The organism is Paractinoplanes ovalisporus, assembly GCF_016834655.1.
In the GTDB taxonomy this organism is placed as follows: Bacteria; Actinomycetota; Actinomycetes; order Mycobacteriales; family Micromonosporaceae; genus Actinoplanes; species Actinoplanes ovalisporus.
Genome location: NZ_JAENHP010000003.1, coordinates 609,191 through 633,118, shown reverse-complemented (window position 1 = coordinate 633,118; position 23,928 = coordinate 609,191). Strand labels below are relative to the sequence as shown.

19 protein-coding genes are annotated in these 23,928 nt (G+C 70.4%); 16 read left to right on the top strand and 3 right to left on the bottom strand.

Translation table 11 applies throughout. The annotated features are described in order from the left end of the window. Window position 1: 1 nt before the first annotated feature. The 10 genes from nirB (at window position 2) to trpD (ending at window position 11,426) form a co-directional block, all read left to right on the top strand. Window positions 2–2,458: a nitrite reductase large subunit NirB gene (gene nirB / locus JIG36_RS13170; protein WP_203376392.1), complete on the top strand. Its 2,457-nt coding sequence runs from the start codon at window positions 2–4 to the stop codon at window positions 2,456–2,458. Further along, window positions 2,455–2,757, top strand: coding sequence for a Rieske (2Fe-2S) protein (locus JIG36_RS13165; protein WP_203376391.1), 303 nt, complete (start codon window positions 2,455–2,457; stop codon window positions 2,755–2,757). The genes nirB and JIG36_RS13165 overlap by 4 nt, the downstream gene beginning before the upstream one ends. Then, window positions 2,754–4,082: a nitrate/nitrite transporter gene (locus tag JIG36_RS13160; protein WP_203376390.1), complete on the top strand. Its 1,329-nt coding sequence runs from the start codon at window positions 2,754–2,756 to the stop codon at window positions 4,080–4,082. Before JIG36_RS13165 ends, JIG36_RS13160 begins: the two co-directional genes overlap by 4 nt. Window positions 4,083–4,203: 121 nt before the next feature. Further along, window positions 4,204–6,327 carry a sensor histidine kinase gene (locus JIG36_RS13155; RefSeq protein ID WP_307872689.1) on the top strand — a complete coding sequence of 708 codons (2,124 nt, stop codon included), beginning with the start codon at window positions 4,204–4,206 and terminating at the stop codon, window positions 6,325–6,327. Beyond that, window positions 6,324–6,749 carry a roadblock/LC7 domain-containing protein gene (locus JIG36_RS13150; RefSeq protein WP_203376389.1) on the top strand — a complete coding sequence of 142 codons (426 nt, stop codon included), beginning with the start codon at window positions 6,324–6,326 and terminating at the stop codon, window positions 6,747–6,749. The genes JIG36_RS13155 and JIG36_RS13150 overlap by 4 nt, the downstream gene beginning before the upstream one ends. After that, window positions 6,746–7,075 carry a DUF742 domain-containing protein gene (locus JIG36_RS13145; protein WP_203376388.1) on the top strand — a complete coding sequence of 110 codons (330 nt, stop codon included), beginning with the start codon at window positions 6,746–6,748 and terminating at the stop codon, window positions 7,073–7,075. Before JIG36_RS13150 ends, JIG36_RS13145 begins: the two co-directional genes overlap by 4 nt. Beyond that, window positions 7,059–7,655: a GTP-binding protein gene (locus tag JIG36_RS13140; protein ID WP_203376387.1), complete on the top strand. Its 597-nt coding sequence runs from the start codon at window positions 7,059–7,061 to the stop codon at window positions 7,653–7,655. Before JIG36_RS13145 ends, JIG36_RS13140 begins: the two co-directional genes overlap by 17 nt. After that, on the top strand, window positions 7,652–8,578 hold the full coding sequence (locus tag JIG36_RS13135; RefSeq protein WP_203376699.1) for an ABC transporter substrate-binding protein: 927 nt from the start codon (window positions 7,652–7,654) through the stop codon (window positions 8,576–8,578). The genes JIG36_RS13140 and JIG36_RS13135 overlap by 4 nt, the downstream gene beginning before the upstream one ends. Window positions 8,579–8,587: 9 nt before the next feature. After that, entirely contained in the window at window positions 8,588–9,967 is a 1,380-nt protein-coding gene (locus JIG36_RS13130; protein ID WP_203376386.1) for a pyridoxal phosphate-dependent decarboxylase family protein, read from the top strand. A gap of 340 nt (window positions 9,968–10,307) precedes the next feature. Beyond that, the gene (trpD, locus tag JIG36_RS13125; RefSeq protein WP_203376385.1) at window positions 10,308–11,426 is read left to right on the top strand and encodes an anthranilate phosphoribosyltransferase; all 1,119 of its coding nucleotides are present in this window, start codon (window positions 10,308–10,310) and stop codon (window positions 11,424–11,426) included. A 171-nt stretch (window positions 11,427–11,597) separates the two neighbouring features. Here trpD and JIG36_RS13120 read toward each other — a convergent pair whose 3' ends face one another. Further along, window positions 11,598–12,170 carry a hypothetical protein gene (locus JIG36_RS13120; protein WP_203376384.1) on the bottom strand — a complete coding sequence of 191 codons (573 nt, stop codon included), beginning with the start codon at window positions 12,168–12,170 and terminating at the stop codon, window positions 11,598–11,600. Between the two features lie 271 nt (window positions 12,171–12,441). On the opposite strand from JIG36_RS13120, the gene JIG36_RS13115 reads away from it, so the two are divergent. From JIG36_RS13115 to JIG36_RS13105, 3 genes are read left to right on the top strand one after another with little or no spacing between them, the layout of a single operon-like run. After that, window positions 12,442–12,813: a hypothetical protein gene (locus JIG36_RS13115; protein ID WP_203376383.1), complete on the top strand. Its 372-nt coding sequence runs from the start codon at window positions 12,442–12,444 to the stop codon at window positions 12,811–12,813. After that, on the top strand, window positions 12,803–13,981 hold the full coding sequence (locus tag JIG36_RS13110; RefSeq protein ID WP_203376382.1) for a GAF domain-containing sensor histidine kinase: 1,179 nt from the start codon (window positions 12,803–12,805) through the stop codon (window positions 13,979–13,981). Before JIG36_RS13115 ends, JIG36_RS13110 begins: the two co-directional genes overlap by 11 nt. Further along, window positions 13,978–14,601: a response regulator gene (locus JIG36_RS13105; protein ID WP_203376381.1), complete on the top strand. Its 624-nt coding sequence runs from the start codon at window positions 13,978–13,980 to the stop codon at window positions 14,599–14,601. Before JIG36_RS13110 ends, JIG36_RS13105 begins: the two co-directional genes overlap by 4 nt. Here JIG36_RS13105 and JIG36_RS13100 read toward each other — a convergent pair. After that, the gene (locus tag JIG36_RS13100) at window positions 14,598–15,089 is read right to left on the bottom strand and encodes an anthrone oxygenase family protein (protein WP_236046689.1); all 492 of its coding nucleotides are present in this window, start codon (window positions 15,087–15,089) and stop codon (window positions 14,598–14,600) included. The two genes, JIG36_RS13105 and JIG36_RS13100, sit on opposite strands and share 4 nt — an antisense overlap. A 163-nt stretch (window positions 15,090–15,252) precedes the next feature. On the opposite strand from JIG36_RS13100, the gene JIG36_RS13095 reads away from it, so the two are divergent. Beyond that, the gene (locus JIG36_RS13095; protein WP_203376380.1) at window positions 15,253–17,508 is read left to right on the top strand and encodes a putative bifunctional diguanylate cyclase/phosphodiesterase; all 2,256 of its coding nucleotides are present in this window, start codon (window positions 15,253–15,255) and stop codon (window positions 17,506–17,508) included. Here JIG36_RS13095 and JIG36_RS13090 read toward each other — a convergent pair. After that, window positions 17,505–20,456 carry a 3-keto-alpha-glucoside-1,2-lyase-like domain-containing protein gene (locus JIG36_RS13090; RefSeq protein WP_203376379.1) on the bottom strand — a complete coding sequence of 984 codons (2,952 nt, stop codon included), beginning with the start codon at window positions 20,454–20,456 and terminating at the stop codon, window positions 17,505–17,507. The genes JIG36_RS13095 and JIG36_RS13090 overlap by 4 nt on opposite strands. A 176-nt stretch (window positions 20,457–20,632) precedes the next feature. Between JIG36_RS13090 and JIG36_RS13085 the strand changes: the two genes are divergently transcribed. Further along, complete coding sequence (locus JIG36_RS13085; RefSeq protein ID WP_203376378.1) at window positions 20,633–22,030, top strand: Nramp family divalent metal transporter; 1,398 nt, start codon at window positions 20,633–20,635, stop codon at window positions 22,028–22,030. 133 nt (window positions 22,031–22,163) lie between these two features. Beyond that, entirely contained in the window at window positions 22,164–23,924 is a 1,761-nt protein-coding gene (locus tag JIG36_RS13080) for a VMAP-C domain-containing protein (protein WP_203376377.1), read from the top strand. Window positions 23,925–23,928: the final 4 nt, after the last annotated feature.

Genomic DNA, 23,928 nt, shown 5'->3' with positions numbered 1-23,928 from the left:
GATGCGCCAACGTCTGGTGGTCATCGGCAACGGCATGGCCGGGGCCCGCACGGTCGAGGAGATCCTGGCCCGCGGCGGCGACTTCGCCATCACCATGTTCGGCGACGAGCCGTACGGCAACTACAACCGGATCATGCTCTCCAACGTCCTCGCGGGCGTGGAGGACGAGTCCGGCATCTTCCTCAACGACCTCTCCTGGTACGCCGACAACAACATCACCCTGCACACGGGTACGCGGATCGAACGTATCGACCGGTTCGCCAAGCGGGTCTACGCCGAGGACGGCACCGAGACCCCGTACGACAAATTGATCATCGCCACCGGCAGCCGCGCGTTCGTGCCGCCGATCCCCGGCCTCCACCGGCCCGGCCGCGGCTACCACCAGGGCGTGTTCGCGTTCCGCACGCTCGACGACACCCGCGCGATGATCCGTTACGCGAAGGAGCACGAGCGCGCGGTCGTGATCGGCGGTGGCTTGCTCGGGCTGGAAGCCGCGCGCGGTCTGCAGAACCACCTGCCGCACGTCACTTTGATCCACGCCGCCGGGCACCTGATGAACGCCCAGCTCAACGAGGTCGCCGGCGGCATGCTCAAGGACAGCGTCGAGAAGCGGCTCGGCATCGAGGTCGTCGTCAACGGCCGCACCACCGAGATCCTGGGCAAACACGCGGTGACCGGGGTCAAGCTGGACGACGGCCGCGTGATCGGCTGCGACGTGGTCGTGGTGGCGGCCGGCATCCGGGCCAACGCCGAGATGGCCGCGGCCAGCGGCCTCGTCGTGGAGCGGGGCATCGTGGTCGACGACCGGATGCGCGCCCAGGACGAGGACGACATCTATGCGGTGGGGGAGTGCGCCCAGCACCGCGGCGAGACGTACGGGCTCGTCGCCCCGCTGTGGGACCAGGCCAAGGTGCTCGCCGACCACATCACCGGCGTCAACCCGTACGCGGAATATCACGGCTCCCAGGTGGCGACCAAGCTCAAGGTGGCCGGGGTCGACGTCGCCTCGATGGGGCTGAGGGAACCGGAACGCGACGACGACGAGTCGCTGACGTTCACCGAACCCCGCAAGGGCATCTACAAGAACGTCATCATCCGCGACGGGCGGCTCGTCGGCGCCACCATGGTCGGCGACGTCACCAAGGTCGCGTTTCTCATGCAGGCCTTCGACCGCGGCCTGGCGCTGCCCGAGGAACGGGCCGAGCTGATGTTCGACCTGGGCGGCCCGGCCGGCGAGGTCAAGGTCGAGGACATGCCGGACGACGAGCAGGTCTGCAACTGCAACGGCGTCAGCAAGGGCGCCATCTGCGCCACCGTTCAGTCGGGGTGCCGGACCGTCTCCGGCGTGATGGACAAGACCCGGGCCGGCAAGGGCTGCGGCACCTGCAAGAGTGTGGTGCAGCGGATCGTCGAATGGGCCGCCGGCGGCGAGGCCGAGGAGGACCCGGCCGCGTCCTGGTATGTGCCCGGCATCCCGATGCCCAAGCCCGAGCTGATGAACGCCATCCGGCTGCACGGGCTGAAATCCGTCTCGGCCGTGTTCGCCAAGCTGGGCGGCGAGGAGGACGCCAAGAGCAAGATGGGCCTGGCCTCGCTGCTCAAGATGATGTGGGGCGGCGACTACGTCGACGAACGCGACGCCCGGTTCATCAACGACCGCGTGCACGCCAACATCCAGCGCGACGGCACCTTCTCGGTGGTGCCGCAGATGAAGGGCGGCGTCACCACCCCGGCCCAGCTGCGCCGCATCGCCGAGGTGGCCGAGAAGCACGACGTGCCGATGGTCAAGCTCACCGGCGGGCAGCGCATCGACCTGCTCGGCATCCCCAAGGAGAAGCTGCCGCAGGTCTGGGCCGACCTCGACATGCCGTCCGGGTGGGCCTACGGCAAGAGCTTCCGCACGGTGAAGACCTGCGTCGGCTCGGACTTCTGCCGGTTCGGGGTCGGTGACTCGACCGCCCTGGGGATCGCGCTCGAGGAGCGTTACCAGGGCATCGAGGGGCCCGGGAAGATGAAACTCGCGGTCACCGGCTGCCCGCGCAACTGCGCCGAGGCGTACGTGAAGGACCTCGGGGTGGTCGCGATCGACGGCGGCAAGTGGGAGATCTATGTCGGCGGCGCGGCCGGCGCCCACATCCGCAAGGGCGACCTGCTCGCCACGGTGGACAGCGCCGACGAGGTGGTCGTGCTGACCGGGCGGTTCCTGCAGTACTACCGGGAGAACGCGAACTGGCTGGAGCGGACGTACGCGTTCGTGCCGCGGGTCGGCATCGACCGGATCCGCGAGATCGTCGTCGACGACTCCGAGGGCATCGCCGGTGCCCTCGACGCGGCCATGGACGCCTCCGTCACGACCTATCGCGACCCGTGGAAGGACCGCGAACAACCGGCGACCCCGGGCCAGTTCCGTACGTCGTTGCCCCTCACCGTCCTCCCTCAGGTGCCGGTGCGGGCATGAGGCCCATCGGATCGGTCCACGAGATCCCGCCCGGCGAGGGCCGCACCTTCGCCGTGGACGGGCAGATGATCGCGGTCTTCCGGCTGCGCGACGGCTCCCTGCGCGCGACGCAGGCCGTCTGCCCCCACAAGGGCGGCCCCCTGGCCGACGGCCAGATCGACCTCAAGCAGGTGCTGTGCCCGCTGCACCTCAACGCCTGGGACCTCACCACCGGCTGCTCGCTGAGCGGCCAGCCCGACCTCGCTGTCTATCCCGTGCACCTCGACCACGACACCATCCTGCTGGGAGACCCGACATGACTGCCACCCTGCCCGCGGTCCGCCCGGCCGCGACCCTCAAAGGCCACTGGATCGACGACTGGCGGCCCGAGGACAGCGAGTTCTGGGACACCACCGGCGCCCCGATCGCGCGGCGCAACCTCATCTTCTCGATCACCTCGGAGCACATCGGCTTCTCGGTGTGGTCGCTGTGGTCGGTGCTGGTGCTGTTCCTCGGGCCCGAGTACGGCATCGACCCGGCCGGCAAGTTCCTGCTCACCGCCGTGCCCACCCTGGTCGGGGCGGTGCTGCGGATCCCGTACAGCTTCGCCGTGGCCCGCTTCGGCGGTCGTAACTGGACCGTCTTCAGTGCCGCGCTGCTGCTCGTGCCCTCGATCCTGGCCGCGTTCCTGATCCGGCCCGGCGTCGACTACTCCACCCTGCTGATCATCGCGGCCGTGGCCGGCGTCGGCGGCGGTAACTTCGCCTCGTCGATGACCAACATCAACGCCTACTACCCGGACCGTCTCAAGGGCTGGGCCCTCGGCATCAACGCGGGCGGCGGCAACCTCGGCGTGGCTGCGGTGCAGCTGGTCGGGCTGTTCGTGCTGGCCGTGTTCGGCGCGGGCCGCCCGGGCCTGGTCGCCGGCATCTACATCCCGTTGATCGTGCTCGCCGCGCTGGGCTCGGCGCTCTACATGGACAACCTGTCACAGGCCCGCAGCGAGAAGCGCGGCATGCGTGACGCTGTCCGCGAGCCCCACACCTGGGTGATGTCGCTGCTCTACATCGGCACGTTCGGCTCGTTCATCGGCTTCGGGTTCGCGTTCGGCCAGGTGCTGCAGGTGCAGTTCGCCGACGTGTTCAGCACCCCGGTCAAGGCCGCCTACCTGACCTTCCTCGGCCCGCTGCTGGGCTCGCTGATCCGGCCCGTCGGTGGCGCCCTGGCCGACCGGCTGGGCGGCGCCAAGGTCACGTTCGTCAACTTCATCGCCATGGCGGCCGGCGCGGCCACGGTGCTGATCGCGGCCCAGGCGCGCTCGCTGCCGCTCTACATCGTCGGGTTCATCGCCCTGTTCGTGTTCAGCGGCATCGGCAACGGCTCGACGTACAAGATGATCCCGGCCATCTTCAAGCGCAAGCACCCCGGCGACGAGCACGAGGCCCGCCGCCTGTCCGGAGCGGTCATCGGCATCGCGGGCGCGATCGGCGCCCTCGGCGGGGTGCTGGTCAACCTGGCCTTCCGGCAGTCGTTCCTGGCCACCAAGGAGGCCGACGCGGCGTACGTCGCGTTCATCGCCTTCTACGCCCTGTGCGTGCTGGTGACGTGGGTCGTCTACCTCCGCCCGGCCCACCAGCGGGTCTGAACGCGCGGGTTCCTCTTTCGGGTTGTCTTGGCCCGCGGCCGTGGACGAGAACTCACCCCCGTCGATAGCGTTCCGACGCCGTTCGAACACGGCGTGTCGAGATCGACTGGGGTGAACTCCCGTGACCACCATCCGCCGTCGTGTGGCGCGCACCCTCGCGCTGCCGGTGGTCGTCGCCCTGCTCCTGCTGGCCGCGGTGGTCGCCATCGAGGAACGCGGCTATCGCCGGGCCGCCGATTCGGCCGACGCGGTCACCCGGGCCCTCGCGGCCCAGGATCTGGTGCAGGAGCTGCAGAACGAGCGCGGCCTGGCCGCCGGGCTGCTCGGCGGCAACGACGGGTTCCGGGCCGAACTGGGCCCGGCCCGGCAGCGGGTCGACCAGCGCCGCGGCCGGGCCGACACCCCGGCCTTGGGCGCGCTGGGCGGGGTGCGGACGGCCATCGACAACAGCACGATCACCCGCTCCGACGCGTTCACGTTCTACACCGGCCGGATCGCCGAATTGAACCGTCTCGACACCGGGCTCGACGGCGCCACCGACGGCGAGCTGCGCCGGGGCGTGAGCACGCTGCGGGCGCTGAGCGACGCCAAGGAGGCCGTCGCCCAGGAACGGGCGTTCCTCAACGGCGTGTTCTCGGCCGGCGGCTTCCGCAGCGGCGAGTTCCTGCAGTTCGTGACCATGCGCTCGGCCAAGGACACCGCCCTGGCCACCTTCACCCGCTATGCCACCTCGGGGCAGCGCGCCTCGGCCGACTACGTCTTCGGCACCGGCGCCGGCCGGGTCGCGGCCTATTTCGAGGGGGTCGCCCTGGCCTCCGGCGACGGCCGTGAGCTGCAGGTCAACCCGCAGTCGTGGTGGTCGGCGCTGACCACCGTGCTGGACGACCTGCTGCGCCTCGAACAGCACGTCGGCTCGGTGATCCAGGCCCGCGCCCGGCTGCTGCGCGACCAGGCCGCACGGCGGATGGGCGGGCTCGGCGCAATCGTGCTCCTGTTCCTGGCCGGAGCGATCTGGCTGGCCGTCGCCGCTTCCCGGTCCATCGCGCGGCCGCTGCGCCGGCTGGCCGAGCAGGCCGACCGTCTCGCCGCCCAGGACCTTCCCGACGCCGTACGGCGGGTGGCCGCGGGCGACGAGGACGTCGAGTCCCCGTCCGTACGACCGCCGCCCGACGCGACCGCCGAGGTCCAGTCCGTGGCCGGCGCCCTCGACCGGGTGCAGGCGACCGCGTACGCCCTCGCCGCCGAACAGGCGCAGCTGCGGCGCGGCACCACCGCCTCGCTGGCCGACCTGGGCCGCCGCCACCAGAACCTGCTGCGCCGCCAGCTCGGCCTGATCACCCGCCTGGAACGCGAGGAGACCGACCCCGGCGGCCTGGCCGACCTGTTCGAGCTCGACCACCTGGCCACCCGCATGCGGCGCAACGCCGAGAGCCTGCTCGTGCTGGTCGGCGCGACCGGCCCGCGCCCGTGGTCGGAGCCGGTGCCGGTGGAGGACGTGATCCGGGCCGCCGTGTCCGAGGTCGAGGAGTACCGGCGGGTCAGCCTGCGCCGGGTCGACGAGTGCCGGCTGACCGGGGGCGCCGCCACCTCGGTGGCCCACCTGCTGGCCGAGCTGATCGAGAACGGTCTCGCCTTCTCGGCGCCCGAGTGCGACCTCGAGATCCAGGGCCGGCGCGTCGGCCCGCAGTACCTGATCGCCGTGGTCGACCAGGGCATCGGCATGACCGACGCCGACCTGGCCGAGGCCAACCGGCGGCTGCGCGGCGAGGCCGACTTCCTGATCGCGCCCGCCCGCTACCTCGGGCACTACGTGGTGGGGCGGATCGCCCGCGATCTCGGGGCCGAGGTGGTGCTGACCCCGTCGCCGGTCACCGGGGTCACCGCCCGGGTCGCGTTGCCGGGCGTGCTGATCGCCGCGGAGCCGGAGCTGCCACCGCCGCCCCCTTTGACTCCGCCGCCTCTGAGCCCGTCACCTCTGACCCCGCCGCCTCTGGTCACCGTGGAATACCTGCCCGCCCCCGGCCCGGCACTGCCGCACCAGCGCGCGGCTTCTCCCGACGAGACAAACTCCGGCCGTACGGCAAACGGATTGCCCCGCCGCCCACCGCGCGCACCCCGCGTGGCCCGGCTGCACCCGGTTCCGTCCCCCTCACCTTCGTCCGAGACGCTGCAGAGCGCGCCGGGAGACGTGCGATCGCGCCTCGACGCGTTCCGCGGTGGCGTCGCGCGAGGAGCAGAACAATGAAACTCCCGGCCCCGGCCGACCGGCACCAGTTCAACTGGCTGCTCGGCAACTTCGTGCAACACACCGACGGCGTCCGGGACACGGTCGCGGTCTCGTCGGACGGGCTGCTCATCGCCGCGTCGGACGGGCTCGACCGGGGCGATGCCGACCACCTCGCGGCCATCGTCTCCAGCCTGGCCAGCGTGGCCCGCAGCGCGGCCCGCCGGTACGACTTCGACGGTCTCGAACTGATCATGATCGAGATGCAGCGCGGGTTCCTGCTGGTGTCGGTGATGCCCGGCGGCAGCTGCCTGGGCGTGGTGGCCGGCTCGGACTGCGACGTCGGCCTGGTCGGGTACGAGATCTCCCGGCTCGCCGAGCGGTTCGGCGCGCTGCTGAGCCCGGCGCTGATCGCGGACTCCCGGCGGCACCTGCGGTCATGACCGACGAGGCGTTCCTACGGCCGTTCGTGGTGACCGGCGGTCGCACCCGGCCCCGCACCGACGGGCTGCGGGTCGAGACCCTGTTGCACGCCACGCCGGACGCGCTCGCGGCGCCGCTGCGGTTCGAGGCCCGCCGGATCGTCGCGCTGTGCCGTACCCCGCAAGCGGTGGCCGACCTCGCGGTGGCGTTGCGCCAGCCGCTCGGCGTGGTGCGGGTGCTCGCCGCCGACCTGGTCGCCGAGGGGCATCTGCGCATCGAGGACCAGCTCGGCGAGCTGCCGCTCGCGTTGATCGAGAGGATCAGGGACCGTGTCAGCGCGCTCTAGCACCGCGTCACCCCCGGTCGCCGTCAAGATCGTCATCAGTGGCGGGTTCGGCGTCGGCAAGACCACGTTCGTCGGGGCCATCAGCGAGATCGAGCCGCTGGTCACCGAGGCCGAGCTCACCGAGCGCTCGGTGGGGGTCGACGACACCTCGGCCGTACGGGGAAAGACCACGACGACGGTGGCGCTGGACTTCGGCCGGATCACCCTGGACGACGCCCTTCTGCTCTATCTGTTCGGCACGCCCGGGCAGGACCGTTTCGCGTTCCTCTGGGACGACCTGGTCGACGGCGCGCTGGGGGCGATCGTCCTGCTCGACACGCGGCGGCTCGAGGACTGCTTCACGGCCGTCGACTACTTCGAGGACCATGACATCCCGTTCCTGATCGGCGTGAACGCCTTCGACGAGACCCGGCGCTTCGACCTGGCCGAGGTGCGCGACGCGCTCGGGATCGACCCGCGGGTGCCGGTGGTCGAGTGCGACGCCCGCCGCCGGGAGTCGGTGAAGGGGGTGCTGATGGCGCTGACCGAAGAGGTGCTCGCGCAACGGCTGGCCCGGGCCTCGGCGGGGTCACCGTGGTGAGGGCCCTGACCGCGCTGCTGCTGGTGGCCACGCTGGGTGCGTGCTCGGCGTCGCCGGCGGCGATCACCCCCGCGCCCGGCGTGGTGCGGACGGCGACCTGCGGCACCGTACGGATCGCGGTCAACCCGTGGGTGGGCTACGCGGCGAACGTGGCCGTCGTCAGCTACCTGCTGCGGCAGGAACTCGGCTGCACGGTCGTCACCCGCGACCTCACCGAGGAGGCGTCGTGGCAGGGGCTGGCCCGCGGCGACCTCGACGTGATCCTGGAGAACTGGGGGCACGACGAGAACAAGAAGCGCTACATCGACGACCAGCGGGTGGCCGTCGAGCAGGGGCTGACCGGCAACAAAGGGGTGATCGGCTGGTACGTGCCGCCCTGGCTGGCCCGCGACCACCCCGACATCACCGACTGGCGCAACCTCAACAAGTACGCCCCGTTGCTCGGCGGCCGGTTCCTCGCCGGTGACCCGTCCTTCGTCACGAACGACGCCGCGCTCATCCGCAACCTGAAGCTCGACTACAAGGTGGTGTACGCCGGCAGCGAGGACGCGCTGATCGACGCGTTCCGCCGGGCCGAGGAGAACCGGACACCGCTGATCGGCTACTTCTACGCGCCGCAGTGGCTGCTCTCCGAGATCGAGCTCGTGCACGTGACGCTGCCCCGCTACACGCCCGGCTGCGACAGCGACCCCAAGCGGGTGGCCTGCGACTACCAGCCGTACGACCTCGACAAGATCGCCCGCAAGGGGTTCGCCGAGTCGGGCAGCCCCGCGGCCGAGCTGATCAAACGCTTCAGCTGGACCGACGAGGACCAGAACGCGGTCGCCCGCGACCTGACCATCGGGAAGCTGCCGCCCGATCAGGCCGCGAAACGCTGGCTCGACGCCAACCGGGCGACCTGGCAGGAGTGGATCACGCAGTAGCCTGCCGGTATGGCGGACCTTCTCGGACAGGTGCACGCGGCCGCGGAGCCCTATCTCTCGTCCCTGTCGTCGCGGGCGGTGCAGGACCCGTCGGCGCTCGCGCTGCTGGCCGAGCTGGGCGGGCCGCTGCCCGCGTCCGGCGGGGAGCCGTCCGAGGTGATCGAGCGGCTGCTGCGGGTGGGGACGGCGGCCGGGACGGCCTCCAGCGGGCCCCGGTTCTTCCACTTCGTGACCGGGGGCGTGACCGAGGCGGCGCTGGCCGCGGACTGGGCGGCGGCCCTGCTCGACCAGAACGCGTTCTCGAAGATCTCGTCACCGTTCGCGCACGAGGTGGAGACGGTGGCGCTGGGCTGGCTCAAGGAACTGTTCGGGCTGCCCGCCGCGTGGGGCGGGGCGCTGGTGGCGAGCGCGACCTTCGCCAACTTCACGTCGCTGGGCTGCGCGACCCACTGGTGGGGGTTCCAGCACGGCGTCGACACGGCCGCCGACGGGCTGGCCGACCTGCCGCGGATGCCGGTGCTGTCGTCCGGCTACGTGCACGCCAGCGCCCGCAAGGCGTTGCAGATGCTCGGGCACGGCCGCAACGCGGTGATGGTGTGTGCCCGCGACGGCGTGGGCCGGGTCGACCTGACGGCCATGCGGCGGCACCTCGAATCCCTCAAGGGCGGCCCGGCGGTGATCATCGCGAACGCCGGCGAGGTCAACGCCGGCGACTTCGACCCGATCGCCGAGCTGGCCGGCCTGGCCGAGGAGTACGGCTGCTGGCTGCACGTGGACGGGGCGTTCGGCTTGTTCGCGGCCCTGTCACCACGCACGGCCCACCTGGTCGAGGGAATCGACCGCGCCGACTCGATCGCGGCCGACGGCCACAAGTGGCTCAACGTGCCCTACGAGAGCGGGTTCGCGCTGGTGAAGGACCAGGCCCGGCTGGGCGCGGCGTTCGGCATGCCCGGCGCGGCCTACCTGCCCGGCCCCGGCGACCCGGGCGCGGGCTACGCGCTGTTCGGACCCGAGTCGTCGCGGCGGGCCCGTTCGCTGCCGATCTGGGCGACCCTGGCCGCGTACGGTCGCGAAGGCCACCGCACGATGGTCGAGCGCCACCTCGACCTGGCCCAGCACCTCGCGGCCCGCATCGACGCCGCCCCCGACCTGACCCGCCTGGCCGACGTGCCGTTGTGCATCGTGTGTTTCCGGGCGACCCCACCCGGGGTGACCGACCTCGACGACTTCAACCGCCGCCTGGGAGCCGCGTTGCTGGCCGACGGCCGCGTCTACGCCGGAACCACCGTCTACGACGGCCAGGTCGCCCTGCGCCCGGCGATCGTCAACTGGCGCACCACCGAGGCCGACATCAACTACTTCGTCGACGTGGTCCGCGAGCTCATCTGACGACACCACCAATGGTTCGATCCCGATGTCGCCCATCAATAGCTCCTGACCTGCACAACGTGAATCGATTGTTGGCGGTGCGCGAACAGCCTGGGCCGGATGTGCGGTGAGCTGTAGGAACGTGGCTGTCGGCGTCCTGGCCTCCAAGTTCCGCCGGGCGACTGGTTGACGGATAGCGGCGATTGTTAGAGTGCCGGGCATGTTCATGCGTTCGACCGGCTGGTGGTCCGTCTCGTAGGCGGCCCTTGACCTTTCGAACCCACCGGCCGCCCGATGAGGCGGCCGTCTTCGTTGGGGGGGAGCTCGCAGCCTTGCCGGGCCCTCTTGAGCGAGGACCTCCATGTCATCGGCCACCTCCACCACGGCCCGCCGCGATACGCCCGACTCCATACCCGGCGCATCGTCCTGGACGATCGTTCTTTCCGCCCTCCTCGGCGGCGCAGACCTGACCAGCGCTCAGACAGCGTGGGCCATGAACGAGATCATTTCCGGCGCAGCGGCTCCCGCGCAGATGGCCGGCTTCGTGACTGCCCTGCGCGCCAAGGGCGAGACGCCTGCGGAGGTCGCCGGCCTGGTCACCGCTCTGCGTGCCAACGCGACTGCCGTTGCTGTCAGTGGGGCGACGGTGGACATCGCAGGCACTGGTGGCGACGGCACCGGCGCCGTCAACGTCTCTACGATGGCCGCTGTCGTGGCGGCCGCGGCCGGGGTGACGGTGGTCAAACACGGTGGACGGTCCGCGTCGTCGTCGACCGCGGGCGCCGCAGACCTGGTCGAGTACCTCGGCATACCTCTGGACTTGACGCCACGGCAGGCCGCCCGGATAGCGGCGGAGGCAGGAATCACGTTCCTGTTCGCGCCGCGATTCAACACCGGTCTGCGTCATGCTTCGCCCGTTCGTCGCGACTTGGGCGTGCCCACGGTCTTCAACTTGCTCGGGCCGCTGATCAACCCAGCTGATCCGCGTCATCAGGTGGTAAGCGTCGCGCACTCACAGATGGCGCCCGTCGTCGCCGGCGTCCTGGCCGCCGACGGACGATCCGCCCTGGTCGTACGCGGGGATGACGGGCTGGACAAGCTGACCACCTCGACCACGTCGCAAATCTGGTCGGTCCGTGGCGGAACCGTCACGGCTACCCGGCTCGATCCGCAAGACCTGGGCTTCGCCCGGACGCAGTCGGCCGCGCTGCGCGGTGGCAGCGCAGCCGAGAACGCGGGCGTCCTCCGGTCCGTAGTCAGCGGTGAACGCAACCCGGTCCGAGATGTCGTGATCCTCAACGCCGCCGCTGCTCTGGTCGCCTCCGACGAACGTGACACGCCCCTGCTCGATCAGTTCGCCGCCGCTGCCGCCCTGTGCGCCGATGCCATCGACACGGGAGCGGCCAAGACGACGCTCACACGATGGATCACCGCCAGCCGGCGCATAACCAGGTCAGCAGAGATCGCTGAAACGGCCTAGCCGCCATGGATCCCGCCGCTTCGCCCGTCGAGCAGCGCGCCGTTCACCCGAAGCGGCGGGGTCGGCCCAGCTACGGTGATCAGCAAACCGGTGGTGATGCGCGCGGAGGACCGCGACGTTGTCGGAGGGGAACGGCAGCAAGCGGTCCCGGCGATGGCGGTCATGTTCGGCTCATTCGAACGGCAGCGTGACCTCGTTCGACGCTGCGCAGTCGTTGCACGGTGGGTTGATGAGCTGTTTCTCGGACATGGTGGCGTCGTCGGCGGCTCCGGCGGCCATCCACTTCGCGGTGGCGGCGTCGACCTCGAAGACGTGGCCGGTCCGCTTGCGGGCGACGTCGGCGTCGGGCGGGATGGAGACCTGCAGCTGATAACCGGGCTCGCTGGCCGACACGTCCTTGCGCGGGTAGAACTCGCTGTGGCCGTTCACGTTGTGGATCTGCAGGACGAACCAGAAGCTGCGGCCGGCCCGTGGTGCCCGCTTCCGTTCCACGCCGACCGCAACCTGCCGCGTCCCCGACGCCTCAGCCGTGAGCGCGATGGCCGGCCCGTCAGTGGTCGGCGTCGCTGGTGGTGGCGTGGTGGTCGGCAGCGACGTGACGGGCGCGGAACTGGCGGCGACCGGTGGCTTGGACGGTTCGTCCTTGCCCAGAGTCGTGATCAGCACCGGGATCGATGCGGCGAGGACGGCGCCCGCCGCGCCGATCACTGCGACTTTGACCGCTTTATCCGTGTTCGTTGCCACGGCTTCAAGTATGGGAAGAAGCGTTGACGCCGCGGCAGCGTCCACAAAGGTGGTTGTACCGACTGGACGGCCGGTCCGTTCCGGGCGTTCGTCCCACAGCGGGATCGAACAAGCGTCAGCTGTCGCGGCGGGCCGGATTGGTCGCCCGTCACGAGGCTGTCCCGGCGAAGTGTCCCAAGGTGCCGGGACACGGGCCTCGTGTGCTGCGGGACGTGGGATTTCTAGCGTGAAGGCCTCGACAAAGCACAGCTGGAGGCTTCTCATGGGACGCATGACCCGGTCGACCGCGCTCAAGGTCGCGGCCGCTCTTTCGGTGGTGGTGGCGATCATCGGGATCGTCGCCTTCGATCTGCCCAATCTTGTGCTGGGGGCCGAGGAGAGCCGCGACCCCTTCGCCATCGTGCTGGGCAGCTTCACCTCTGACGTGGTGGCTCTGGTGGCGGCGTACGGGGCCTGGCGCCTGCAGAAGTGGGGCGCGGTGCTGCTCATCGCCGTCAACTCGTTCTGGATCATCCAGGCGGTGGGGTCCCTGCTGTTCGACGCGGGGGCGGGAGCGATGGCGTTCGCGTCGGTCATGCTGGTGCACCACGTCGCGGTGATCTCGCTCTGCCTCTGGCGGGAACGGGTGGTCAGTGCGGTCTGAACGGGCGGCCCGGAGGCTCTATCAGCTGCTCTACCCGTTCCTGCTGATCTGGTACGCCTTCGTGGTCGCGGGGCTGGTCGCCGTCGTCACCACGTGGCCGCAGCGGCCCATCGGCTCGCTCGACGAGATCCCCTGGTGGTCGCACGCGATCGCGTTCGCCGTGGTCGCGGCCACCTGGGCGCCGGTCTCGGCCCACCTCGACCGGGGCGTGCACCAGCTCGCGTTCGGCCAGCGCGACAACGCGTACGAGGTCGCGGGTCACGTCTCCCGTCAGCTGCTGCCCTCGGTCGCGGCGGCGCTGGCGGGCACCATGTCACTGCCGCACGTCGAGATCGAGGCCGGCGGGCGTGTGGTCACCTCGTACGGGAAAGCTCCCGAAGGCGCCCCGATCACGACGATCCCGCTGGTCTATCAGAACCACGCGGTCGGCACCCTGCGCGTCAGCGCTCGACGCCGCCGGGACCGTCTCTCCGCCACCGACGTACGGCTGCTGGAAGACCTGGCCCGTCAGGTCGCGATCACCCTGCACGCCGCCGGGCTCTCGGCCGCCGTGCAGCAGTCCCGGGAGCAGCTGGTGACCGCGCGCGAGGAGGAGCGCCGGCGGATCCGCCGCGACCTGCACGACGGGCTGGCGCCCACGCTGGCGTCGCTCGGGCTGCGCCTCGGGGTGCTGCAACGCGCGATCGCCACCGATCCGGCCGCGGCGACCGAGATGGCGGCCGAGCTGCGGACCGACGTGCGCCAGGCGACCGCCGACATCCGCCGCCTGGTCTACGAGCTGCGGCCCCCGATGCTCGACGAGTTCGGCTTGGCCGACGCGCTGCGTAACCTGCGTCCCGTCGACGGCCTTTCCCGTACGGTGTCAGCGCCCGACCCGATGCCCGCGCTGCCCGCCGCGGTCGAGGTCGCCCTTTACCGGATCGCGGCTGAGGCCCTGCACAACGCCGCCCGCCACGCCGGTGCGACCCGCTGCACGGTCGAGGTCGCCGCCGGCGCCGGCGATGTGGTCCTGACCGTCACCGACGACGGCCGCGGCCTGCCCGTCGACTATCTTGCCGGTGTGGGTCACCGGTCGATGCGCGAGCGCAGCACCGAGCTCGGCGGCACGCTCGACATCGGCGCCGGCCCGTCCGGCGGCACCCGGGTCGTGGCGAGGTTCCCGCGATGATCACCGTATTGATCGCCGACGACCATCCGATGTTCCGCCGCGGGCTGCGGGCCCTGCTGGGCACGATGGCCGACGTCGAGGTGGTGGGGGAGGCCACCGACGGGGTGTCGGCGGTCCGGATGGCGCAGCAACTGCGGCCCCGGCTCGTGCTGATGGACCTGCACATGCCGGGCGGCGACGGCTTGGCCGCGATCCGGAGGCTGGCCGCCGAGCCGGACGGCCCGCACATCCTGGTCGTGACGATGTTCGAGGACGACGACTCGGTCTTCGCGGCGCTGCGCGCGGGCGCCCGTGGTTACGTGCTCAAGGACACCGACGACGAGGAGATGGCCCGGGCGATCCGTGCCGTCGGTCACGGTGAGGCCCTCTACAGCGCGGCGGTCGCCGCGCGGATCGTCGCGTTCTTCGCGGGCCGCCCGGCTGAGCCGTTCCCAAGCCTGACTCCCAGCGAGCGCAACGTGCTGCAGCTGATGGCCCGCGGACTGCCCAACGACGCCATCGCCACGTCGCTGAGCCTGAGCGCCAAGACGGTCCGCAACTACGTGAGCAACATCTTCGCCAAGATGCACGTGGCCTCGCGGGCCGAGGCGGTCGCCCGGGCCCGCGACGCCGGGATCTAACCGGCTTCGCCACGGGCGACCAGCGCCCAGCAGAGGAAGCCGAACGCGGCCGTGGTGGCGATGGTGCGCACGAGGTTCCAGGCGGTCCAGCGGGCCTCGTGGAACGCCTCCCGCACCGCGGCCGGGTCGGCCATCGTGAACGGGTCGCCGGCCGCCTTCAGGGCGTCGTTGAGGGGCACGTTGACCGCCACCGTGATGCCGAAGACGATCACGTAGAGGATCAGGGCGGCCAGGACCCAGGGCAGGATCCGGCGGTTGCCGTTGAGGAACGCGGCGACGGCCGTGAACACCAGCGCCCCCACGAAGCTGAACAGGAACCAGGGGTTGAGGATGGCCCGGTCCAGGGCCTGGAAACCGCCGATGAACGTACGGTCGTCGGAGCGGCCCAGACCCACCATCACCGTGTGCTGATAGAGCCCGAACACTCCGGCCATCAGCCCGGTGGTCATCGTCGCCGCGATCAGCGCGGTCACTCTCAGCGTGAACATGCGTCCAGTCAACCGGCGCGGCGGGCGGCGGGACATCGCTGAGGATCCAGGGCCCATACGCGTGGGGCTCACTGTGACATCCCCGACGTCCGGTCAAGTGGCAGGCCCGCGCGCCGATGTCCATCGAGTCCCGCAACTTCGGTGCAACCCAGCGGAGATCCGAATGCCCTTCCTGCCCGGCGAGCCCGCCGTCGCGACCCGGTCCGGTCGCGCCTGGCTGTGGTTCCTGCTGGCCGGGTCGATCGCCGCGGTCGCGTACATCGTGCTGCCGCAGAACCAGATCACGAACTGGATCTTCCCGGCGATCAACAGCAGCGGCGCGGTGGCGGCCTGGATCGGGTTGCGCCGCGGCCGGCCGCGCAACCGCGGGGCGTGGACCATGCTCGCGGCCGCGCTCTCGCTGTCGGCCGCCGGCGACATCATCTTCGCCGGGTACGACCTGTTCCACGCCGAGGCGCCGTTCCCCTCGGTGGCCGACGTGCTCTACATCGCGGCGCACCTGCTGGCGGCGGCGGCCGTGGTCAAGATGAGCCACCACGCGGGCCGCGACAGCATGCTCGAGGCGGGCGTGCTCACCGTGCCGCTGGCGCTGCAGTACTGGATCCACTTCATCAGCCCGACCCTGCAGAGCGGCGGCGCCACCCTGGCCGTGCTGGTCGCCGTGGTCACCCCCATCGGCACCCTGATCGTGCTGTTCGGCGCGCTGCGGGCGGGCCTGAGCATGGAGATGCGGCGGGCCCCGGCCCGTCTGCTGGTGGCGGGCATGGTGGCCTGGTTCGTCCCGGACGCCTACTACGCGACGGCCAGCCTCAACGGCACGTACGTCGGTGGCGGCTGGATGGACCTGGGCTGGATGCTGATGCCGCTGCTGCTCGGCGCGGCCGCCCTGCACCCACAGATGCCGCAGCTCAACGTGCCGCTGCACACCTCCACCAACATCCTCAGCGTGCGCCGCTATCTGCTGGTGATCGCCGGGGTGCTGGCCCTGGACGCGTACGCGGCGCTGACCGCGGACGGCGCCGACCAGCTGGTCGGGGTGGCCGTGCTGATCTCGGCCTCGCTGGCCGCCATCCGCATCCGCCGCCCGCTGCGCGACATGGGCCTGCGCGCCACCCAGGACTCCCTGACCGGGCTGCCCAACCGCACCGAGCTGCTGCGCCGGCTCACCTTCGCCCTGGCCGAGCTGCCCGCCGACGGCAGCAGCAAGGTCGCGCTGCTCTTCTGCGACCTCGACCGGTTCAAGGACGTCAACGACAGCCTGGGCCACGCGGCCGGCGACCGGATGCTGGTCACGATCGCCGAGCGGATCGTCGCCTCGGTGCGCGACGGCCGCGACATCGTGGCCCGGCTCGGCGGCGACGAGTTCGTCATCCTCATGCCGGAGGCCACCGACGCCGACACCGACGTGGTGGCCGAGCGGCTGGTCACCACGTTCACCGAGCCGATCGTCATCGACGGCGTCGAGCTCTACCCGTCGGTCTCGGTCGGGGTGCGGACCACCGACGACTACCGGGCCGACCCGGCCACGCTGCTGCGCGACGCCGACACGGCCATGTACGCGGCCAAGAACGGCGGCCGGGGCCGGGCCGAGCGGTTCGACGACCGGTACGCGGCCGAGGCCAGCGCCCGCCTCAAGCTCGACACCGACCTGCGGCACGCCCTGGTCAACGGGGAACTCTTCTGCGTCTACCACCCGGAGATCGACCTGCGCACCGGGCGGCTGTACGCGTTCGAAGCCCTCGTACGGTGGAAGCACCCGGACCGTGGGATCCTGTCGCCGGACGAGTTCGTGCCGCACGCCGAGACCGTCGGCATCGTGGGGCAGTTGTTCGAGCTGGTGCTCACCGAGGTGCTGGTCCAGCAGGACGCCTGGCTGGCCGAGTTCGGCTGGCGCCCGCCGGTCGCGGTCAACGTGTCACCGCGGCAGCTGAGCGACCCCCGGCTGGTCCCGATGGTGCTGGCCGCCCTCGAGGCTCACGGCGCCCCGCCGGAAGCCCTGATCCTCGAGGTGACCGAGACGGCCCTGGTCGACGAGACGGTCATGACCGGCACCCTGGCCGAGCTGCGGGGTCACGGCGTGGCGGTGGCCGTGGACGACTTCGGCACCGGCTACTCGTCGGTGTCGCGGCTGGCCGACCGGCACTGGGACGCGCTGAAGATCGACCGGAGCTTCGTCTCGGGCATCGCCACCGACGAGTCGCGTGAGGGCGTGGTCCGCGCCATGATCGCCCTTGCGCACTCGCTGAAGCTGCGGGCCATCGCCGAGGGGGTCGAGGACGAGGAGACCCTGGCCCGGTTGCGGGAACTGGGCTGCGACGCGGCCCAGGGCTACCTCTACACCCGTCCCATCGACGCCGCGGCGACCACCGAGATGATCGCCGCGTCGCCGCAGTGGGAGGCGGTGCCGGCCGCCGTCTAGGAGGCCGGCTCGATCCAGACGTTGCGGTACTGGACCTTGTTGCCGTGGTCCTGCAGCCGGATGGCGCCGGTGGCCGGGCCCTCCGGGATGTTGCCGCCGGTGCCGCGCGGGATCTCGACGTCGTTGTGCACGGTCTGGCCGTTCCAGACCACGCTCACCCGGGCGTTCGACGTCTTGGCACCCGCCTCGTCGTAGCGGGCCGCGCGGAACGTGATGTCGTACGTCTGCCACGTCTCGGGCGCGGTGGCCGCGTTCACGTCGGGTGCCTTGACCGTGTAGATCGCGCCGGCCTCGTTGTCGGCGAGCGTCGTGTCCCCGTACGAGTCGAGGATCTGGACCTCGTAGCGCTCCTGCTGATAGACGCCGCTGTTGCCCCGGTTCTGCCCGGTCACGTCGTCCGGCAGCAGCGGCACCTTGAACTCGACGTGCAGCTTGTAGTCGCCGAACGCCTCCAGGGTGCGCAGGTCGCCGCAGCAGACCTCGGTCGCGTCGGGTGCGACAGCAGGCCACTGCGGGCGGCGCCCGTCGGTGTGCTGCCAGTTGTCCAGGCCGTGGCCGTCGAACAGCGTGATCCGCTCGCCGGGCTTGCGGACGCTGATCTGGTCGAGGTTGATGTGCCCGGTGTCGGTGGCGTCGACCCGCCACTGGATCGTGTTGACGCCCTTCTTCAGCTTCAGCGTCTCGTAGACCGAGGCCCACTCGTCCCACGTGACCGTGGACGGCAGCGACACCTGGCGGATCTTCTTGTTGTTGACGTAGACGCTGACCGTCTTGGTGCCGCTGAACGGGTTGGGCCCGTTGGAGTAGCGCAGCCCCACCTTGTAGTCGCCGGCCTTGTCGACCGTGACGTGGTTGGTGGTCGACGCGTTCAGGCCGCCGAACCCGGCCACGAACCCGATGCCGGAGAACCCGCGGTGGTCGGTGGCCAGCGTGGCGCCGCCCTCCCGGTTGCCCTCCTCGGCCTCGTAGAAGACCTGCTGCTTCCGGGGACCCGGCTTTTCGTTCATGGTGTACCAGGCCTCGGTGCTCCACAGGGCCTCACCGTCGCGCGCGGCGAACGGGCGCGGTGAGCGCAGGTGCACGACGCGGTCCTTGCGCAGCCCCTCGACCGTCAGGGTGACCGTCTTCTTGTCGCCGGAGACCTTGGCCGCGCTCACGGCGAGCGTCTCCTTGTCGACCTCGGGCCCGCCGTACTGCGCGGTCGGCACGTAGCGCCACTGCTCCAGTGTGTACTTGGAGGCCAGCGAGGCGATGGTCTCGTCCGACAGCGGCTTGGTGTACTCGATCTTGAAGCCGGTCCGGGTGGCCTTCATCGTCTTCATGTCGAAGACGTTCTTGCCGTTCGGGGTCAGCTTCTGCAGGCCGAAGCGCAGCTTGCCCTCCTGCCCCCAGTTGCCGTCGGCGCCGAGTCCGCCGACGTAGATCGCGCCGTCCGGCCCGAGCGCCACCCGGTTGATGCCGGCCTCCAGACCCTGGGTGTGCCGGAAGATCGCGCCCTGCTCGACACCGTGCACGGTCTCGAAGGCGGCCCGCTGCAGACCGCCGTACGTGACGTCGCCGATCACGAACTGGCCCTTGTACGGGCCCGACTTGAGCAGCACCGGCGTGCTGGGGGAGTTGCCGATCTGGTTCTGCGGGATCCACAGCACCGGCCGCGTGACGGGGTTGGCGTCGAACTTGCCGTCCGGGTTGGTGAAGTGGTTGTAGAACGCGTCCTCTTCGATCTTGAGCAGCTTGGAGGAGGGGAGCCAGCCGCCCTGGTTGTCGGTGACGTAGATGTCGCCGCCCTCACCCCAGCCGATCCCGTTGGGCGTACGCAGTCCGCCCGCGACCGTGGTGACCTTGCCGCTCTTGCGGTTGACCACGATGTGCGTGCCCCGCCCGCCGACCGGCTGGGGGTCGGTGGTGGCGCCGCCCAGGTTGATCGACACCGACAGGTTGAGGTAGAAGTTCCCGCCCTTGTAGAGCAGCCCGAACGCGAACTCGTGGAAGTTGCCGCCGAACGGCCACGTGGCCACGGTCCGCTTGGTGTCGAGCACGTCGTCGCCGTTGGTGTCCTTGAGCTCGGTCAGCTCGTGCTTCTGCGACACGTAGACCAGGCCGTCGACAACCGCGATGCCCATCGGTTCCTTGAGGCCTTCGGCGATCTTCTTGTACGAGACCTTGTCCGCCCCGGTCGTGCCGGTGACGTTGGAGACCAGGTAGACCTCGCCCTTGACCTGGTCCGAACCGCCCCACGTGCTGATCAGCATCTTGCCGTCGGGCCGGAACGCGATGCCGGTGACCTGGGGCTCGAAGCCCGGCGGGCGCAGGTCGGTGAGGGTGTAGCCCGGGTTCACGGCCGTCAGGGGCAGGCCGTCGCCCGGCGTGTCGGTGCCGGCGGTGCACTCCTTCTGGCCGGGCGCGGTGACCCGCACGACCCCGGCGTCGGTGGTGAGTGCGGTGTTCGGGACGACGGCGAAGTCGTTCGCGCCGGGCGGTCGCCACGACAGGGTCAGACGCTGCCCGCCCGTACGGTCGAAGTGCTCGACCCGCAGCTTGTGCACCCCGGCGGTCAGCTCGACCTGGCCCTCGCCCGGGGGCTCGACGTCGTGCAGCCCGTCGTGGTCGACCACCAGCGCGTCGTCGAGGTAGAGCTTGGAGCCGTCGTCGCTGACCAGCCGGAACGCGTACGTGCCGGTGGCCGGAGCGGTCAGGTTGGCGATCGCGTGGGTGACGAAGTTGTCGTTCAGGCCGAACTGGTCGGTGGTGGACCAGTCGATGGTCGGCATCAGCTTGTCCACATTGGGCGTCTGGCCCGGCTTGAGCTCACAGACCTTGCTCATCGGCGCGCCGATGTCGTACGTGCGAAGGGTCACGCCCGGTTCCTGGGGCGGGTCGGCGGCGGCGTAGGCCGGCGCGGCGGTGAACGTCCCGACGAGCAGGGCGGCCACGAACAAACGTTTCATCGGCACTCCCGGGTTACCGAGTGAATTCAGGGTGGTGAATACCTTCGTTTGCTTTCGTTGGAAAGTCCATGGCTTTCCGTCGATTGGACAAAACTTTTCCCGTACGAGCCGAAAGTTGGGTGGACCTTGACTTGTCGAGCGCCGTCTGTCCAGGGTGGAGGTCCCGAGGAGCGGCCATGGCGACCACCGACGCCTTCCCGACCCGCTATCTGCCCGCACCCGAGATCCGTGAGATGCCCGACGAGCCGCGCCGCTACGGCAAGCTCATCGGCCCCGGCATCATCGCCGCCGGCGTGGGCCTGGCCTCCGGCGAGTTCGTCCTGTTCCCGTACATCGCCTCGCAGGTCGGCCTGGTCTTCGTCTGGGCCGCACTGGTCGGGCTGATCACCCAGTACTTCCTCAACATGGAGATCGAGCGCTACACCCTGGCCACCGGCGAGACCGCGCTCACCGGGTTCAGCCGCTACTGGCGGCACTGGGGTCTCGTGTTCGCGATCCTCACCTACTTCGCGAATCTGTGGCCCGGATGGGCGACCAGCTCGGCCACCCTCACCACGTACATTTTCGGCGGCAACCGCACGGTGATCGCGGTCTGCATGCTGGTCGTGATCGGCCTGATCCTCACCCTGGCCCCGGTCGTCTACGTGGCCCTGGAACGCGCGCAGATGCTCAAGGTGGCCGCCGTCCTCACGTTCTTCGTGGTGGCGGCGATCTTCGCCATCGGCGCGTCCGCGTGGAGCGACCTGCCCGACGTCGTGACCCGGCCACGCCTGCCGATCGCCGAGCTGGGCTTCGCGCTGCTGCTCGGCGCGCTCGCCTTCGCCGGGGCCGGGGGAGGGCAGAACCTGGTGCAGTCCAACTGGATCCGGGACAAGGGATACGGCATGGGCACGTACGCCCCCCGGCTCGTCAGCCCGGTGACCGGCCAGTCCGAGGCGGCGCCCAGCACCGGTTACGTCTTCGAGCCGACCGACGAGAACCTGCGGCGGTGGCGGGGCTGGTGGAAGTTCGCCAACGTCGAGCAGCTCACCACGTTCGTGCTGATCACGTTCGTGACGATCCTGTTCACGTCGCTGCTGGCCTTCTCGACGGTGTTCGGCCGCGAGGGCCTGGAGAACAGCATCGGCTTCCTCGAGGTCGAGGGCCAGGTGCTGGCCGACCGCGTCGGCAACTGGTTCCAGTACCTGTTCTGGATCATCGGGGCGTTCTCACTGTTCGCGGCCGCGCTCGGCATCGTCGACTACACGAGCCGCCTCGCGGCCGACGTCATCAAGACCTCGTACGCCCGGGACGCCGACGAGAGCAAGGTCTACGCCGGCCTGGTCTGGGGCCTGGTCGCGATCGGCATCGTGGTCCTGGTCGCCGGCTTCGACCAGCCCATCGTCCTGCTGATCATCTCAGCCGTGGTCGGCGGCTTCATGATGTTCATCTACTCCGCCCTGCTGATCCTGATCAACCGCCGCATCCTGCCCGCCCCGATCCGCGTCCGCGGCGTGCGTCTGGCCGCGCTGGTGTGGTCGTTCGCCCTGTTCGGCGTCCTCTCGGTGGCAACGTTCATCGACCGGGTCTTCTGACGCCGATCCCTGAGCCGGAATCAAGCGCCGGGTGTCCTCGGTGAACACCCGAACGGTTACTTCTCATCCGTGAGCGAGCGCGGCAAGCTTTGCCGCAAGTGGAGGGCTTACGACGGCGGAGATTCGTAGATCAGTGTCGACCAACAGTTCGCACGCCTGGCGGGCCCGGATCGAGACGATGGACGGCGTCGCCGTTCTGGGTACCGGGTTCCTGGTGGACCGCCGGAGCGTGGTGACCTGCGCGCATGTTGTCGCCGGCCGGGACCGGGTGCGGGTCACCTTTCTCGGTGCGGCTGAAGCGGTCACCTATGAGGCGGAGGTCGACTTCCGTGGGGAGTGGCGCCCGGGGAGGGATGTGGGTGACGTCGCCGTCGTCAAGCTGCCGCAGGCGGTCGCGATCGAACCCGCCGTGCTCGACGGATCGTCCACGGTGCTGCTCCGGCGCCGTGACGCGACACCGGTCGTCCTGCACGCCCACGGCTACCCACCGGCCTATCCGGAAGGCGCCGACACGCAGGTCCACGCTCCCTATCACCTGAACGGGGCGGAATGGCTCCAGCTCGAGGCCGTCAGCGATCGGGGCATCACGCTCCAGCGGGGTTTCAGCGGCGCGGCGGTGACCCGGGCCGACACCGGTGAGGTGGTCGGGATGGTCATCGGCGCCGAGGCCAGCCTGACCACGGCAACCGGCAAGATGCTGCCGCTGGGCGTCATCGAGAAGCACTGGTCCCAGCTCGGAGACTATTTGCCGCTGGGTGACCTCCCGGCCGACGCCGGACACGAGCTGCAGGAGATTCTGAGCGTGGCGAACGTCGGCTGCTCGCCGTCCGAGATCTACCGCCGTTCTCTCCGCTCCGGGATCGGCCCGACCGACGCATCCTTCGCGACGTTGTGGGAGGCGGCCCGCTTCGCGGCCGCCAACACGAACTCCCGCAGCGCCGACGTCCGGGACAACCCGCTCGTGCGCTTCTGCGCGGTCGTCCTTCGGCGGGCCGCGACGGCCCGGGCGGCCCAGCGGTTGCGCGAGTGGATGCGGCACCACCTCGGCATCGACGACATCCTCACCCTGGACGAGGACGACGGGCAACCGACCACCGGCCGGGTGGTGATCCGCGTCGTGCCCAGCGCCGAGGCCGGGCACTGCAATCTCACGATCCAAGCCTTCGCCGCTTCCAGCGGATACGTCGTCCACACCGGCCGTACCAGAGTCACCCGGCTGCGCGCCGTCGTGGAGGAAATGCTGCCGGCCGCGTTCGCCCGGATACCGGAGTGGATTCCCAAGGAGAACCTGATCGTCCAGTTCGAGTTGCCGAGATCGAAGCTCGGCCTGCCGGTCGACCAGTGGCGAGCCGGTCGGCACCGGAGTCCGATCGGATGGCGGTACCCGGTCGTGGTCCGCGACCTCGAGGACGGGGCCGACGACATGCGCCGCGAGGCCCGGGCCCGCTGGCAGATCCTCGGGACCCAGGCCAAGTCGAGCCTGCACACGGTCGACTGCCGAGACTCCCGGTCCAGCCCGGTCCTCGAGGCCTGGGTGCTCGCCGACGAGGAGCGCACCATTCTCGCCCTGTCCAACCCGCCGCAGGACGGTGTGGCCCGCAAAGCCCTGTCCGCGGGCCTCGCCAACGGTGTCCCGGCGATGCTCTGGACGCGGACGAGATGCACCGACGACCACGAGGAGATCGCGTTCTGCGGCGGCGACCGGTTCCTCGAACTGCTGGCCATGGCGTTGGAGCACGCGGCGCCGCGTGAGCTGCCGGAGAAGGTCCGCCGCCTCCGCGCCCGGGCCGAGGCCGACGGCGGCGAGCTGGCCCGATGCAAGGCGGTCACCCTGTTCTGGCGCCACCTCGACCTGGAACCTCCCGACCCGAGCCCCCTCGTCCTGGCCGAATAGGTGG

What these genes read in the sequence shown, in the direction of transcription:
- JIG36_RS13090 (WP_203376379.1), bottom strand. Translation starts at nt 20,456, where the DNA reads ATGAAACGTTTGTTCGTGGCCGCCCTGCTCGTCGGGACGTTCACCGCC.
- JIG36_RS13095 (WP_203376380.1), top strand. Translation starts at nt 15,253, where the DNA reads ATGCCCTTCCTGCCCGGCGAGCCCGCCGTCGCGACCCGGTCCGGTCGC.
- JIG36_RS13150 (WP_203376389.1), top strand. Translation starts at nt 6,324, where the DNA reads ATGAAACTCCCGGCCCCGGCCGACCGGCACCAGTTCAACTGGCTGCTC.
- JIG36_RS13085 (WP_203376378.1), top strand. Translation starts at nt 20,633, where the DNA reads ATGGCGACCACCGACGCCTTCCCGACCCGCTATCTGCCCGCACCCGAG.
- JIG36_RS13115 (WP_203376383.1), top strand. Translation starts at nt 12,442, where the DNA reads ATGACCCGGTCGACCGCGCTCAAGGTCGCGGCCGCTCTTTCGGTGGTG.
- JIG36_RS13130 (WP_203376386.1), top strand. Translation starts at nt 8,588, where the DNA reads ATGGCGGACCTTCTCGGACAGGTGCACGCGGCCGCGGAGCCCTATCTC.
- JIG36_RS13100 (WP_236046689.1), bottom strand. Translation starts at nt 15,089, where the DNA reads ATGTTCACGCTGAGAGTGACCGCGCTGATCGCGGCGACGATGACCACC.
- JIG36_RS13145 (WP_203376388.1), top strand. Translation starts at nt 6,746, where the DNA reads ATGACCGACGAGGCGTTCCTACGGCCGTTCGTGGTGACCGGCGGTCGC.
- trpD (WP_203376385.1), top strand. Translation starts at nt 10,308, where the DNA reads ATGTCATCGGCCACCTCCACCACGGCCCGCCGCGATACGCCCGACTCC.
- nirB (WP_203376392.1), top strand. Translation starts at nt 2, where the DNA reads ATGCGCCAACGTCTGGTGGTCATCGGCAACGGCATGGCCGGGGCCCGC.
- JIG36_RS13105 (WP_203376381.1), top strand. Translation starts at nt 13,978, where the DNA reads ATGATCACCGTATTGATCGCCGACGACCATCCGATGTTCCGCCGCGGG.
- JIG36_RS13165 (WP_203376391.1), top strand. Translation starts at nt 2,455, where the DNA reads ATGAGGCCCATCGGATCGGTCCACGAGATCCCGCCCGGCGAGGGCCGC.
- JIG36_RS13160 (WP_203376390.1), top strand. Translation starts at nt 2,754, where the DNA reads ATGACTGCCACCCTGCCCGCGGTCCGCCCGGCCGCGACCCTCAAAGGC.